The 14,138-nt window shown below is 68.1% G+C and carries 16 protein-coding genes; 10 read left to right on the top strand and 6 right to left on the bottom strand.

Features of this window, described 5'->3' with window-relative positions; all coding sequences use genetic code 11:
* The first annotated feature begins 13 nt into the window (after window positions 1-13).
* The 4 genes from ON20_RS03450 to katG all read left to right on the top strand — a co-directional run bounded on the left by ON20_RS03450 (window position 14) and on the right by katG (window position 4,896).
* Window positions 14-652, top strand: a complete 639-nt coding sequence (locus ON20_RS03450; RefSeq protein ID WP_245547000.1) for a TetR/AcrR family transcriptional regulator — start codon at window positions 14-16, stop codon at window positions 650-652.
* 355 nt (window positions 653-1,007) lie between these two features.
* The gene (locus ON20_RS03445; RefSeq protein WP_040833484.1) at window positions 1,008-2,129 is read left to right on the top strand and encodes a methyltransferase; all 1,122 of its coding nucleotides are present in this window, start codon (window positions 1,008-1,010) and stop codon (window positions 2,127-2,129) included.
* A 150-nt stretch (window positions 2,130-2,279) separates the two neighbouring features.
* On the top strand, window positions 2,280-2,693 hold the full coding sequence (locus ON20_RS03440) for a Fur family transcriptional regulator (protein ID WP_438803374.1): 414 nt from the start codon (window positions 2,280-2,282) through the stop codon (window positions 2,691-2,693).
* Window positions 2,623-4,896: a catalase/peroxidase HPI gene (gene katG, locus ON20_RS03435; RefSeq protein ID WP_083864576.1), complete on the top strand. Its 2,274-nt coding sequence runs from the start codon at window positions 2,623-2,625 to the stop codon at window positions 4,894-4,896. The genes ON20_RS03440 and katG overlap by 71 nt, the downstream gene beginning before the upstream one ends.
* A gap of 91 nt (window positions 4,897-4,987) precedes the next feature.
* Here the strand turns inward: katG and ON20_RS03430 are convergent, their stop codons facing one another.
* The gene (locus ON20_RS03430) at window positions 4,988-5,551 is read right to left on the bottom strand and encodes a dihydrofolate reductase family protein (protein ID WP_245546998.1); all 564 of its coding nucleotides are present in this window, start codon (window positions 5,549-5,551) and stop codon (window positions 4,988-4,990) included.
* Between the two features lie 193 nt (window positions 5,552-5,744).
* On the opposite strand from ON20_RS03430, the gene ON20_RS03425 reads away from it, so the two are divergent.
* The gene (locus ON20_RS03425) at window positions 5,745-6,284 is read left to right on the top strand and encodes a hypothetical protein (protein WP_040833426.1); all 540 of its coding nucleotides are present in this window, start codon (window positions 5,745-5,747) and stop codon (window positions 6,282-6,284) included.
* A 118-nt stretch (window positions 6,285-6,402) separates the two neighbouring features.
* Here the strand turns inward: ON20_RS03425 and ON20_RS32775 are convergent, their stop codons facing one another.
* On the bottom strand, window positions 6,403-6,945 hold the full coding sequence (locus ON20_RS32775) for a CAP family protein (protein WP_051161535.1): 543 nt from the start codon (window positions 6,943-6,945) through the stop codon (window positions 6,403-6,405).
* A 305-nt stretch (window positions 6,946-7,250) separates the two neighbouring features.
* Window positions 7,251-7,403 carry a hypothetical protein gene (locus ON20_RS36050; RefSeq protein WP_157228670.1) on the bottom strand — a complete coding sequence of 51 codons (153 nt, stop codon included), beginning with the start codon at window positions 7,401-7,403 and terminating at the stop codon, window positions 7,251-7,253.
* A 71-nt stretch (window positions 7,404-7,474) separates the two neighbouring features.
* On the opposite strand from ON20_RS36050, the gene ON20_RS03415 reads away from it, so the two are divergent.
* From ON20_RS03415 to ON20_RS03400, 5 genes are all read left to right on the top strand, one after another.
* Window positions 7,475-8,362 (top strand): LysR family transcriptional regulator, encoded by an 888-nt coding sequence (locus ON20_RS03415; protein WP_040833425.1) that lies wholly within the window; start codon window positions 7,475-7,477, stop codon window positions 8,360-8,362.
* An 88-nt stretch (window positions 8,363-8,450) separates the two neighbouring features.
* Window positions 8,451-8,639, top strand: a complete 189-nt coding sequence (locus tag ON20_RS40910; RefSeq protein WP_438803373.1) for a helix-turn-helix domain-containing protein — start codon at window positions 8,451-8,453, stop codon at window positions 8,637-8,639.
* Between the two features lie 49 nt (window positions 8,640-8,688).
* Complete coding sequence (locus ON20_RS03410) at window positions 8,689-9,168, top strand: OsmC family protein (protein WP_040833424.1); 480 nt, start codon at window positions 8,689-8,691, stop codon at window positions 9,166-9,168.
* Between the two features lie 66 nt (window positions 9,169-9,234).
* Window positions 9,235-9,558 (top strand): hypothetical protein, encoded by a 324-nt coding sequence (locus ON20_RS03405; RefSeq protein ID WP_040833423.1) that lies wholly within the window; start codon window positions 9,235-9,237, stop codon window positions 9,556-9,558.
* Between the two features lie 244 nt (window positions 9,559-9,802).
* Entirely contained in the window at window positions 9,803-10,489 is a 687-nt protein-coding gene (locus ON20_RS03400; RefSeq protein ID WP_157228669.1) for a tetratricopeptide repeat protein, read from the top strand.
* 232 nt (window positions 10,490-10,721) lie between these two features.
* Here the strand turns inward: ON20_RS03400 and ON20_RS03395 are convergent, their stop codons facing one another.
* From ON20_RS03395 to ON20_RS03385, 3 genes are all read right to left on the bottom strand, one after another.
* On the bottom strand, window positions 10,722-11,693 hold the full coding sequence (locus tag ON20_RS03395) for a site-specific integrase (RefSeq protein WP_040833422.1): 972 nt from the start codon (window positions 11,691-11,693) through the stop codon (window positions 10,722-10,724).
* Between the two features lie 158 nt (window positions 11,694-11,851).
* A complete protein-coding gene (locus ON20_RS03390; protein WP_040833420.1) occupies window positions 11,852-12,721 on the bottom strand; it encodes an alpha/beta fold hydrolase in 870 nt (289 codons plus the stop codon).
* Window positions 12,722-13,001: 280 nt separating this feature from the next.
* Window positions 13,002-13,781, bottom strand: coding sequence for a DUF72 domain-containing protein (locus ON20_RS03385; RefSeq protein ID WP_040833419.1), 780 nt, complete (start codon window positions 13,779-13,781; stop codon window positions 13,002-13,004).
* Window positions 13,782-14,138: the final 357 nt, after the last annotated feature.

Here is a 14,138-nt window from a genome sequence, read left to right as displayed (position 1 = left end):
GACCCCGGGGAAGGTGACACGGAACGACCGCGGTGGGCAACCACCTCCGGCGAAACGCCCCGGCCCGGGTGGAGACTGGCTGGCCGACGGCCGGGCCGAGCTGGCGAGTGAACGCATCCTGGACGCCGTACGCACCCTGTTCATCGACAAAGGGGTCACCACGGTGGGAATGGCCGAGGTGGCCGAGGCGGCGGGCTGCTCCCGGGCGACCCTCTACCGGTATTTCGACAGCCGGCAGTCGCTGTATGTGGCCTTCGCCGGACGTGAGGCCGGACTGCTCATCGAACGGGTGTGGCGCGACCACCCCCTGGACGGGCCGGACCGGACCGAGCAGCTGCTGGACGGGATGACCGCGACTCTGGCCGAGGCCCGCGGAACTCCGCATCTCGCCGTATGGTTCGAACCGGCCAATGCGGGAATCCTGGCGCGGCTGTCGAATTCGTCGACGGTGATCGATTCCTCGGTCGCGGCGTTTGTTCGGCGGTTGCGCTCGGACCTGGCGCCCGCGTCCGCCGAGCGGCTCGGGCGGTGGGCCGTGCGGGTGATGGTCTCGCTTCTGACACTTCCCGCCGTGAACGAGGGCGAAGAGCGTGCGCTGCTCCGCGATTTCCTGCTTCCGTTCCTGCTGGACGAGCGGCTACCGATCGCATGACGGCACGACGATCGGGCGATATGTCGTGGCGGCGCTGCTCATGATGGTGACACTGTCCGGCTGCGAGGGCTGCTCGGCGTTCACGCTGAGCAGCGACGCCGCCGAGTGACGGGTTCGGGTGAGGCCCGTTTGTTCGCGCGGAGCCGACTGTGCAAGGCTTTTGTATCGTCTTCGGGAAAGGTCTGATCGTGACGCTCGGCATGGTTGTCGGTGATTGCTCCTCTCGCGCTTCGACGCGGGAGCGGTAGCCCGGTCCGCCTTCACCTTTCGCCCGGCCGTCGCCGGACGGGCGTTTCCCGCGCTCCTCGTCGAAGCGCGCTTCGTGCCCTGCACGTTCGATCACGAGGAGTATCCGGTGTCCACGATCCGCTGGACCGAAAGCAATTCCCACCGCCGTGCCCGCTGGCATTCCGAAAGCGCGGTCCCCTCTCCCGCTCGGGTGGTCGTTGCGGACGACCGTACGCGGGCCGACCTCGCCTACCGCCTGGCCTGCGAAGGCACGGCCATGCTGTGGCGGGGCGACTTCCACAATGCCCGCCACCTCCTGCGGGCAATGGACCGTCACCTCGCCCGCGCACCCCGCCCACAGGCCGGCGGTCCGGCGGAGACGTTTCGTCTGCATCGGCGCGCCCGCGGTCATCGCGCCCGGGTGCTGGGCCGGCTACTGGTGCTGTTGGAGGACGACCACCGCCTGGATCTGCGCAGAGCGCCTGACGTACGCAGGGCGTGCGCGCAGGCCTACGGGCCGCCGTCCGAGCCGACAGCGGTCTCGCTCACCGAGTTGCTGGGGGTGCTCGGCGCCTATCAGTGGCGCAGAAACGGCGTGTGGGTACCGGCACTCGCTGCCCCCATTCACCCGCATTACGGTGTTTTCTCCCCCGTTCGAGGCGAGTATATCGACCTGGTGGCGCGGGCGCCCCTTCCGACGTCGACCGTCTGCCGCACCGCGTTCGACATCGGCACGGGAACCGGGGTACTCGCCGCCGTCCTGGCGCGCCGTGGATTCGACCGCATCGTGGCCACCGACATCGGTCCGCGCGCCCTGGCCTGCGCGCGCGACAATATCCGCCGACTCGGCCTCGCCGACCGTGTCGACGTCCTGGGTCCTGCCCTCTTTCCCGCCGGCCGTGCGGACCTGGTGGTCTGCAACCCGCCCTGGATTCCTGCCCGTCCCACCTCGACCGTAGAGCAGGGTGTCTACGACCCGGGAAGCGCTATGCTCCGGGGATTTCTGGACGGGCTCACCGCTCACCTCGCACCGGGCGGTGAAGGATGGCTCGTCCTGTCGGACCTGGCCGAGCGTCTGGAACTCAGGGCGCACGGTGAGTTGTCGGCCGCCATCGAGTCGGCGGGCCTGTACGTCGTGGACAGAATCGACACCCGGCCCCGACACGCACGGGTACGGGATGTCACCGACCCCCTCCATATCGCTCGCGCCGCGGAGGTCACATCGCTGTGGCGTCTGGCCGGTGGGTGAACGATCGTCCGGCCGGGCGCCCTGTCGCCGGCCGCCCCGGGGACGGAGCCTGATTTGCCGGGGGTTCACCGAAGCCGAGAAATCAACACTTGAATGATTCAAGAAAACCGGTAGACTGCGGTCGTGTCAACAACCTCGGACTTCGAAAACATGCTGCGCCGGGCCGCGTTGCGTGTCACGGCGCCGCGGTTGGCGGTGCTGAACGTGGTGCACGACCATCCCCACTCCGACACCGACTCCATCATCGGCCTGGTGCGTGAAACCCTCGGCGGAGTATCCCATCAGGCTGTGTACGACGTGCTGCGAGCACTGACGACCGCGGGTTTGCTGAGGCGTATCCAGCCTCCGGGTTCCGTGGCGCGGTACGAGACCCGGGTCGGTGACAACCACCACCACCTCGTCTGTCGCTCATGCGGCCTCATCGCCGATGTCGACTGCGCCACCGGTCCCGCCCCCTGCTTGACCGCATCCGACGACCACGGTTTCACCATCGATGAAGCTGAGGTCATCTACTGGGGCCTGTGCCCCTCCTGCTCGAAAACCCCCTCAGAACCAAACCAGTGATATCGGAAGGATTCCAGTGTCCGAAACCAGCACGGGCCGGTGCCCGTTCTCGGCCAAGCACCCCACCGCGGGTGCCGGTAACCGCGATTGGTGGCCCAATCAGCTCAATCTGAAGATCCTGCGCAAGCATGCCCCCGCATCGGATCCGATGGACGAGGGCTTCGATTACGCCGCCGAGTTCCAGACCCTCGACCTGAACGAGGTGCGCAAGGACATCCGCGAGGTGCTGACCACCTCGCGGGACTGGTGGCCCGCCGACTTCGGCCACTACGGTCCACTGATGGTCCGGATGGCCTGGCACAGTGCCGGCACCTACCGCACCATCGACGGTCGTGGCGGCGCCGGTGCCGGTATGCAGCGTTTCGCTCCGCTGAACAGCTGGCCCGACAACGGCGGCCTCGACAAGGCTCGCCGCCTGCTGTGGCCGGTCAAGAAGAAGTACGGCAAGAAACTGTCCTGGGCCGATCTGCTGATCTTCGCCGGCAACGTCGCGCTGGAGTCGATGGGCTTCAAGACCTTCGGTTTCGCCGGTGGCCGTGCCGATGTGTGGGAACCGGACGAGGACGTGTACTGGGGTCCGGAGTCCGCCTGGCTGGGCGATGAGCGCTACTCCGGTGAACGCGATCTGGAGAGTCCGCTGGGTGCCGTCCAGATGGGTCTGATCTATGTCAACCCGGAAGGCCCCAACGGTGAACCGGATCCGCTGAAGGCGGCCGTGGACATCAAGGAAACCTTCGGCCGGATGGCGATGAACCACGAGGAGACGGTCGCCCTGATCGCGGGCGGACACACCTTCGGCAAGACCCACGGCGCGGGCGACGCGAGCCTGGTCGGGCCCGAGCCCGAGGCCGCTCCGATCGAGGAGATGGGGCTGGGCTGGAAGAGCTCGTTCGGCTCCGGTAAGGCCGGGGACGCGATTGTCAGCGGTCTGGAGGTCACCTGGACCACCAAGCCTGCGCAGTGGACCAACGACTTCTTCGAGATCCTGTTCGGGTACGAGTGGGAGCTGACCTCGAGCCCGGCGGGCGCGCACCAGTGGGTCGCCAAGAACGCCGAGCCCATCATCCCGGACGCGCACGATCCGTCGAAGAAGCGGCTGCCGACCATGCTGACCACCGACCTGGCGTTGCGCGTCGACCCGGAGTTCGAGGCGATCTCCCGGCGTTTCAAGGACAATCCGGACGAGTTCGCGGACGCGTTCGCCCGCGCGTGGTTCAAACTGACCCACCGCGATATGGGCCCGCTCGCCCGTTACCTGGGTCCGGAGGTTCCGGACGAGGAGCTGATCTGGCAGGACCCGATCCCGGCCGTCGAGTACGAACTGGTGGACGACGCCGATATCGCCTCCCTCAAGCAGCAGGTGCTGGCCTCGGGTCTGTCGGTGTCGCAGCTGGTGTCCGTTGCGTGGGCCTCGGCCTCGACCTTCCGCGGCAGCGACAAGCGCGGCGGCGCGAACGGTGCCCGGATCCGGTTGGAGCCGCAGAAGAGCTGGGACATCAACGAGCCGGAGCAGCTGTCGACGGTGCTGAGCACCCTGGAGAAGATCCAGGAGTCGTTCGACAACGCCCAGACCGGCGGCAAGAAGGTGTCACTGGCGGACCTGATCGTGATCGCCGGCGCCGCCGGTGTCGAGAGGGCCGCCGCGAACGCGGGTGTCGCCGTCACGGTTCCGGTCGCCCCGGGCCGCACCGACGCCGGCCAGGAGCAAACCGATATCGACTCCTTCGAGGTGCTCGAGCCTAAGGCGGACGGTTTCCGCAACTACATCGGCAAGGGCCACCGGCTACCCTCGGAGCACCTGCTGATCGACCGTGCGAACCTGCTGGGTGTGACGGCTCCCGAGATGACCGTGCTGATCGGTGGTCTGCGGGTGCTGGGCGCCAACTACAAGCAGTCGAAGCTGGGTGTGTTCACCGATCGGACGGAGTCGCTGACCAACGACTTCTTCGTGAACCTGCTCGATATGAGTGTGGAGTGGAAGCCGATCGACGAGTCCCAGGAGACCTTCGAGGGCCGCGACCGCGCCACCGGTGAGCTCAGGTGGACCGGCAGCCGTTACGACCTGGTGTTCGGCTCGAACTCCGAACTGCGCGCCGTGGCCGAGGTGTACGCGGCCGACGATGCCGGGGAGAAGTTCGTGCAGGACTTCGTGGCGGCGTGGAACAAGGTGATGAACGCGGACCGGTTCGACCTGGTCCGCTGACGCCGACCCGGGGTGTGCCCGGGTACGTGATTCCCGATCGGTCGGGTGCCTGTGCGGCGCCCGGCCGATCGGCCGTTTCAGGGTCGGTTTCTCAGCGCCGCCATAAGAAGTGGTGGACCACGCCGCTCGGGCTGGGGATCTTCTCCAGGTGGAAGCGGTCGAGAAGTTCGTCGGGGCTGTCCCACAGTCGTTCGCCGGCGCCGAGTTCGTGGGGCGTGACGGCGACGTGCATGGTGTCGATGAGGTCGGCGGCGAGGAATTGCCGAACGGTGGCGACTCCCCCGCCGATGCGCACGTCCAGGCCGCCGGCGGCGGTGAGGGCCTGTTCCAGGGCGTCCTTCGGGGAGGCGTCGAGGAAGTGAAAGGTGGTGTCGCCGAGGGTGAAGGAGGGGCGCGGGTGGTGGATGAGGACGAAGACGGGAATGCGGAACGGGGGTTCGTCGCCCCACCAGCCCTTCCAGTCGTAGTTCTCCCACGCTCCGCGGTAGGGGCCGAATTTGTTGCGGCCCATGATCTCGGCGCCGATGTTGTGGGTCATGTCGCGGGTGATGTAGTCGTCGAGGCCGCGCGTACCGCCGAGGTCGGTGCGGTTGACCCAACTGGCGGTGGCGCCCGCCCAGCCGAACAGGAGGCCGGGGTCGATGTGGCCGGCCAAGCAGAAGGGAATCTATACCGGACTGATCTTATAACGCAATCAGTTGTGCGGGATGGGTTCTTCGTCCTCGACCGCCTGCGTTCCACCCGCCGGCACCATCGTCGGGGGGAGGTGGACCGTCTCATCCCCATCCCACGTCGAAACCGTCGCACCCGCGCGACCACCGGCCGCGATGACGTTATCCTTGCCATCCATGGCGATCAGTGCGAGCCTCCGTATCAACCGCCTACGCGCCCTCATCAACCACCCCAACACCGGCGCCGAGGAACGCGCGACCGCCCAACGGATGCTGGACCGGATCCTCGACCGCGGCGGGTACCACCCCGTCGGGGACCGCACCTACGGCAACCGCCACCATCGGGTGGGTAAACACGCCGATCTGAAGGCTGTCGCCGAGATGATCCGCGCCGATATCGCCCTGGCCCGCATCGCGTTCGCCGCGCCGACCCGCCCGGGAGAACCGGCGCTGCGCGACCCGCTGGGCGACGCGCCGCTCGAAATCGTCATCACTGTGGACATTCCGCACCCCGACTGCATCGACATCACCATCGACAACGTCCCCCGCGACTGGGGCTGGACGTACGACGACGGTATCGAGACCATCAGCCCGGCCCTGCAAGAGCTGGCCACCGAACTCGCCGACATCATGAACGGCTACAACCGCGACGGCAGCGATATCGCCAAACGCTTCTTCGGCCGTGTCCGCATCCCGAACCTCACCCTTGTCTGGTGACCCCGCGGTCGAGGTGGCCCCGCGGTCGAGGTGGCCCCGCGGTCGAGGTGGCCCCGTGTGGTATGCCGCCCTCGGGCGGGGGAAGGCGACATATCACGAACACCGGCTCGCGCCATCGTCAGCGGAATGCCGCGGGGCCGGCCACGTTTTCCCGGAATTGGTCCGGGAAGTTACCGGCCGGGGTGTATCGGGCCACGATATAGGTGGCGTTCCCGGAGTAGCCGGGGATGACGGTGTTGGGAGGGCAGGTCATGACGGCCGCCGCGACCTGTGTGGTGGACTTCCACACGACCTGGGTGAAATGGCCGGTCGAAGGGGAGAAGGCCGGGTTGGCGTAATCGTACAGGGCCATCTCCTGCATCCAGGATGCGACCGCCTCGGCGATGCCGACGCTCGCGTGTCTGGTGGCGAAGAGGTTTTCGCCGTATCGCACCGGCGACTCAGAATGCGGGAACCTGCAGCTCTGGGCTTGCCGCAGCACACCGGGGTACAGATCGGAGTTCCATGTCAGCGGCGGCGCATCGTATTGCGCGCGGACCGCGTTGTGTGCGGCCAGGACCTGCTCGCTCCACGCGTCGGCATGCGCCGGCCCGGCGCCCGAGATCACCCCGGCGACAACGGCGGCCACGATACCGGCGGTCGCTGTGCAGGAATTCTTCATCGAGTTCCTTCCCGGTAAGGGCCCGGGCTCCTCAGTGAGGTTCCGACCTGCATGAACTCACCAGTTGGAGACGGGCCGGATGGTCACCGGCTCGTATTCTGCTCGATCGTCCGGCCGATCGGTCGCCGCCACGCTGGGGGCTGCGCCGTACGCGGAATCCGTCACCGCATCGGCGTGGGTGCCGTGTGGGCCCGGTATGCGAAGACGAGCCGGTGACGGTTCTCATCGGACCCGCCGGCTCCGGCGAGACAGAACGGGTGGCCCGTTTCGGTTGCCGGTGGGCGGACCCCGCGGCTGGGTACGTCTTACCTGTGACTGTCTCTCGTGATGACGTTCGCGGTGGTGAGGATCCGACGCGGGCCGAAGGCAACGCCGGCCGGTGGGCCGCGCAGGGTGTCGGAGTCTTTCGCCGGTCGGTCGGTGAAGTGCTGTTCGGCGATTTCGCGCCGTGTGGTCATAGCGCCCACCCGCCCCCACCAGGGAGTATCCTTCCGAGAGATATATCCGATGGAAATTATCACCTGTAGTTATGGAAATACACCAGTTGCGCTACCTGGCCGCTGTGGTGGACGAAGGGTCGTTCACCGACGCGGCGGCACGACTGCATGTCAGCCAATCCGGCGTCAGCACCCAGGTCGCCAAACTCGAACGCGAACTCGGACACCGCCTCCTGCACCGCTCCGGCCGCAGCGTGCGGCTCACCCCTGTCGGCGAGGCCGTGCTGCCGCTCGCGCGGGAAGCCCTCGAATCGCTCGACGCCATCGCCCATACCGCCGTCGAGTTCGCCGAAGCGGTCCGCGGCAGTGTCCGGCTCGGCATGATCATGGGCTGTTCCCTTCCCGGTTTCCTCGACGCGATAGCCGAAACTGCCCGCACCCATCCCGGTATCACCGTCGGCCTGACCGAGGACTACTCCCCCGCCCTTCAGGCGCAGGTGCTGTCCCGGTCGCTGGACCTGGCGCTCATCGGCTTCGCCGGCGCCACCGAACCGGGCCTGGACGTCACCGTGGTCAGCGACGAACCGCTCACCGCCGTGGTGCCGCACGGACACCGCCTCGACAGGGCATCCCTGCTGCTGTCGGACCTACATGAGGAGACCGCGCTCTGCCTGCCACGCGGAACCGGGATCCGCACCGCCTACGAACGGTCCTGCCTGCGGTCCGGAACCGAACCGCGGGTGGCGCTCGAGGCGAATTCCCCGCAGACCCTGATCGGTCTCGTCCAACGCGGAGCGGGTGTCGCGGTACTCACCCGGTCCGCGGGGGCGGCGCCGGGAGTGCGGACCGTCCCCTTCGTCGACGCCCCCGTGCACGCCTGCCTCGGCATCGTGCGCCGACCCGACCAACGCTCCCCGGCCGTGCGGCTGCTGCTGACCCGCCTCGAGAAGTCGCTGCAGCGAACAGCGGATATCCGATGAGCGTGGAGGAATATGACACACCACAGAGACCATTCCGGCTCGGCGGAGTACAACAACGCCATGACCGAATTACGGGCGTTCGCGCGGGCTGAAGGCCGATATCGAAACCCGCACCGACACACTCGCGGCATCCGCCTACACGATCCTGGACCCCGACGAACGCGAGGAACTGGTCCAAGCCCTGCGCCCGCTCACCCGAACGGTGATCGCGGCCGGGGAGATCCCCCGGATCACCCCGATCGGGTTCGACCTGCAGGCAGCCGACGGGGACGATTGAGAACGCGGGCCGCTCGACAACCGTGCGCCCCGGACGCGACGATGACCATATGACAACCCATCACTACGAGTGCTCCACCGAATGGACCGGCGCACGGGGTAACGGCACGGTCGACTACCGCTCCTATGACCGCGAATACGTCTCGCGGGTTCTCGGCCGCCCCGACCTGGTCGGCTCGTCCGACCCCGCGTTCCGCGGCGACCCGACCCGGTGGAACCCGGAACTGCTTCTCGTGGCCGCTCTCGGCCAATGCCATCTGCTGTGGTATCTGCATCTGTGCGCGGTCAACGGCGTCACGGTGCTCGGTTACCGGGACGACGCCCGCGGAACGATGACGGAGAACGGCGTCGGCGGTGGGCGATTCACGAATGTCGAACTACGTCCCGTTGTCACCGTCGCCTCCGGCGATATGGTCGACCGGGCGCGGGAACTGCACGCCGAGGCGGCGGCCAGATGTTTCATCGCCTCATCGGTGAACTTCCCCGTGACCCACGCCCCAACCATCGAGGTGGCCGCCGTCGCCCCGTGAGCCGTTTCGCGACCGGGCCGCATAGCCTCGTCGCGCGAATCCGCCCGACCACCGAAACGGCTCGATATGCTCCCACCCGAATCCCACGCCCGCCCCGAATGGAAACGCACCGGCCACCGACACTTCCCGATGGCCGCCGAGGTCGACGGAGACTGGTGGGTGCTGCGGCTGAATCCCTTCCCCGACCACGATATGTGGACCCTGTTCATCAACGGCGTCGCCCGTTACGACGTCACCGAAACCCCACCCACCTGGGGTCGTCCGCTCACCGCACCGGCCCCGACCCTGGACCCGGGCACCGCCCGCACCGTCCTCGCCCCGATCGCGCATCTCACCGTCTACGGCAGCGAAGTCGGCAGACCATGCGACGATCCGTTCTGTTGCGGATGACACGCCTTCCCGCTCCGGGCTTCGGCTGTCACGCGATGCACGAGATAAGACGAGGACCATCCTCGGCACGTTCCTCCACAACCGGGGAGCCTTCGACGAAGCCGAATCGTGGTACCGAAAGGCAGCCGAGGCGGGTCAATCGCAAGCGGCCGAACTAGTGGGCGAGCTGTTGGAGAGGCGCGGCGACACCGGTGAAGCCGAGCGGTGGTACCGCGCCGCCGTCAGTGCCGGTCGGGTGAGTTCCATGATCAGGATCGGTGCGTTGCTCGAGCGGCGCGGAGAGCTGAGGCACGCCAGTTCGTGGTACCAGCGGGCGGCGGACGCGGGTAACGCGGCCGGCTGGACATGCTTGGGACTGATGTGTGCCGACCAAGGTTTGAACGTCGAGGCCGAAGCGTGGCTTCGGAAGGCGCCTGCCGACGGCGAACCCGACGCGATGGTGAATCTCGGCATCCGGCACCTGGAGCGGAACGAGCGGGCGGAGGCAGTCCGATGGTTCCGCGAAGCCGCGGAAGCAGACAGTACCAACGGGATGCTCCACCTGGGAAAAGAACTCGTGGACGCCGGCGATACGGCCGCAGCCGCGCGGTGGTTCCATCTGACAGCCCGGGAAGGTGATGGGCATGCCATGGTCGAGCCGGGCAGGATGCATGAGAAGTCCGGCGACACCATCGCCGCGGAAGACTGGTACCGGAAAGGAATCGGGACCGGTGCCGCCATCGGCGTGCTCGCCCTGTCCCAGCTGCTCATCATGCGGGGCCGGTGGGACGAGGCCGAGCGGGTGTGTCGCGCCTCCGCCGAAGCCGGCCAGGTCGAGGGTATGAGCGCGTTGGGAATACTCCTCGAGAGGCGAGGCGATCCAGCGGAAGCCAAGCGCCGGCAGGACTCCGCCCGGGCAGCGTTGCCTGGGCGGAACCGACCACGAGGCTGATCCTGCCCTCGTGCCGCAACTCGTCCGACTCCATCGGCCTACCGGGCGTCGGGCCGGATGCTGCGCGAACACCCGCGTCGCCACGAACCCCAACCTCCAGCACACCGACCGACCCTATAGGCAGCCATCAAGGCACCCACCGCCCAGGCCCGTACATTCGAACCCAGCAGTCACTCCTGACCTGCGGCTATGTCATATCCGTCGTTTCACGCGACTACTACCGAACCCCCGGTCAGGGGGCGGTGTCGCCGAACAGATCGAGTTGTTCGGGACCGGTCGGCGGCATCCGGACGCGGGGTCGGGGGGTGACGCGGCCGGTGAGCGCGCGGACGCGGTCGGGGTCGGGGGCCTGTTGTCCGAGCCGCGCGGCGACGAGGGTCGGGGCCAGGCCCTCACGCAGCATCCGCTGTTCGGCGGTGGCGCGCAATATGCCGGGGGACAGGTTCAGGCAGGCGTCGAGACCGATAGTGTGTATCGCGTCGTCGACGGTGCGGGGAGCCAGCCGACGGTAGGGGGTGGTGTCGGTGAGGAACAGGGCCTCGGGGTCGGGGGTGTGGTGTGCGCGAAGCCGCTGCCCGCGTTCGGCCAACCACGACAGCAGGGCGGCGCGGCTGCCCGGTTGCAGGGGGACGTCGTGGCGGCGACCGGCCGGGCTGGTGACGGTCAGTGTTCCGGGCCAGTCGGTGAGATCGAGCGCTTCCAGGTCGAGGGCGGCGAACTCCCATCTGCGGGGGCCGATGTCGAGGCCGAGGGTGATGAGCGCGAACGCGCGGGGTCCGCGGGCGGCGGCCGCGCGGAGCAGGCGCCGCTGCTCGGGCGGGCTCAGGGGGCGCGGACCGGCCGGGTCGACGGCGGTATAGGATGCGGTCGGGGCACCGAGACCTAGCCAGTCGTAGAACACGTGCAGGGCGGCGAGGGTGAGGTTCACGGTGCGGTCGGTCATTTCGTACTTTTCCCGGGTGGCCCGCAGGTAGGCGTCGACCGCCCGTTCCCGACCGTCGGCACTGTGCAGGGCGTCGTCGTGTCCGGTGTGGGCGGCGAGCCACCGCAGATAGTGTCCGATCCGTTCCCGGTAGGTTTCACGGGACCGGGGTGTCAGATCGGTGCGGGTGGCGAGTGCGGCGTCGAAACCGCTCAGCGTCGGACCTGTCGCCGCCTCGAAGGAGAACAGGCCCTGCGCCATTTTGCGGGTTTCGCTGCTCACTGTTTCACCTCCGTGCCCTACCGGCTCCGTTCCAGCATCGCAGAGGCCACCGACACCGAGGATATGTCCTCGGTGTCGGTGTCATCGACGGCGTGGGTCCGGCTCCGGTGTCGCGTGCGGGTAGGCTCTCCGATTCCCGCAGTACAGCGCGGGTGGGGTCAGTCGTCGCCGTTCAGGACCTCGCGCAGTCTGTGCGCGAAGGCGTCGGGCTGCCCCGCATACCCGAACTCGCTGTCGAGGAAGCCGCCGTGATGGCTCGGGAATACACTCGCCCGCTGACCGAACAACTCGGCGGTGACCACCGCGGTGCGGCCGGTGAATGTATTCCCCGTTTCCTCCCCCACGGCGATGACGATACGGGTCGGGGCCGCTGTCACCGCGGCGACGTCGGGGCGGTGGCCGCTGACCGCCCACGACCGGTCCGACAGCAGCGGGTCGTCACGGGAACCGTCGTCCTCGGTCGGCATCCCGAACTGGGCGGGGTCGGGCACGGGTTGGGTGAAGTACTCGTCGGTGTACTCGCCCTCCCATGAGGTCATCGCGATGAAGGCGGCCATCCCGGCGCCGAACCCCTTGGCCTCGTATACCTTGCGCACGGCGGCGCGGGCACGTTCGGCGGCCGCGGCATCGGGCAGTACCGGGATCAGTGGCGGCTCGTGTGCCACCAGTGTCACTACGTCCGCGGGATGTGCCGCCACGAGCGCCAGCGCGGTCACCGCGCCGCCACTGCTGGCGAACATCTCGACCGGACCGGCGCCGAGCGCCTCGACAACGGCATGAACATCCTCTGCTTGGACCTCGGGCGCATGGTCGACCCGACCGTCCCGGCGGACACTGCGGCCGATGCCCCGCGGGTCGTAGGTGATGACGGTGCGATCGGGGAAGCGCGCGGCGAGCGCCCGGAAACCGGCGGCCTCCATGGGCTGACCGATCATGAACAGCGGCGGGCGTCCTCCGTCGGTGGGTAGCGGGCCGTGCACGTCGTAGACGATATCGGCGCCGGCGGTCTCGAGAGTATGCGTCGTCATACCCTTGTCGACGCCTTTCGAGCCGGAAATTCATCGCCATGCGGACAGGCCGTTCTCCGGTGAGCGGAGTCCTCGACGGTGGGCCGGTTCTCATGTTCCCCTCGGGGCGGAGTGGGCGCCGGCGGTGTGGTGTTCAGGTGGCGCGCAGGCGGGTCAGGCCCGGCGTCCACCAGATGGTGTCGATGGCCCTGCACCAACATCGCCACGATTACGCTTCCAACCTGGAATTATGTCGGTCGCACCGCTTTTCGCCCGACACCGCCTGCTCGCGCCCACGGCCTCACGTCGATTCGCCCGCGGGTGCGATATCCGGTGTCCGGGTGACCGTGGCCCCCGACACCGCCGCGGCCCTCGCGAAGCGCAGCGCGTCGTGGATCGCGGCGCCACCGGGATCGTTGTTGAAATAGACATGGATATCGCAAGTATCGGACCAGGTCTCGGTGAGTCGGTGCACCCAGGTCACCAGGGTCGACTCGTGATATCGAGGCCAGGGGTCGGCCGATCCGGTGTGCAATCGCAGATAACCCCAGTCGGTGGTCCGCCACAACGGTGCCACCGGCCGCTCCTCGGCATCGGCCCAGCACAGTGCCGCGTCGTTGCGCTCGAGAACGGCGCGGATGTCATCGGTCCACCAGGAATCGTGGCGCGGTTCGACCGCGACCCGCGTCCCGGTCGGAAAGCAGCGTAGGCAGGCGTCCAGCAGGGAGGGGTCGGCGCGCAGTGTCGGCGGTAACTGCAGGAGAACAGGGCCGAGGCGGTCACCGAGGTACGCGGCACGGGTCATCAACCGCTGAACCGGTTCCGCCGGATCGCGCAGGCGTTTGATGTGGGTCAAGAAGCGGCCGGCCTTCACCGCGATCCGGAAATCCGCGGGTGTGCGGGCGCGCCACGCGGCGAAGGTCTCCGAGCCGGGCAGCCGATAGAAGGCGTTGTTGAGCTCGACCGTGGCGAATCCCGCCGCGTACTCCTCCAGCCACAGTCGCTGCGGCACCCCGCGCGGATACAGCACCCCGCGCCAATCGCGGTATTGCCACCCGGATGTGCCGACGAACAGGGTCACGGCCGGTCGTCATCTCTCCGGGCCGGCGAAGGCGTCCGCACCCACCCGGGCCTGTCACGGTGTCGGCAGCGCCGCCGGTGTTCGGGGCGCTCGGTTGCGGCGAACCGACCCGGTGGCGACCAGCCGCCGACAGCCGGGCCGGCCATGATCCCGCGGGAGGTGTCCACACCGGTGGTCGAAAGCGCTACGGCCGCAATCGGTTCCACCGCGGTGCTGCGATCGTCACGGCGGGACCGGCGCGGCGGCGCACCCGAGCCCGGCCGGTCGCCGCCGGAGAGACCGAGGAAATCGTAGGGGCGACCAGGGAGAGTGTTCATATCCGGCGCATACCCCGAAGCCGGTCGAAGATGCGCCGCC

Source organism: Nocardia brevicatena NBRC 12119, assembly GCF_000308495.1.
Taxonomy (GTDB): Bacteria; Actinomycetota; Actinomycetes; order Mycobacteriales; family Mycobacteriaceae; genus Nocardia; species Nocardia brevicatena.
Note: the sequence above shows the minus strand (reverse complement) of the source record. Positions and strands in the feature narration are given on the sequence as shown.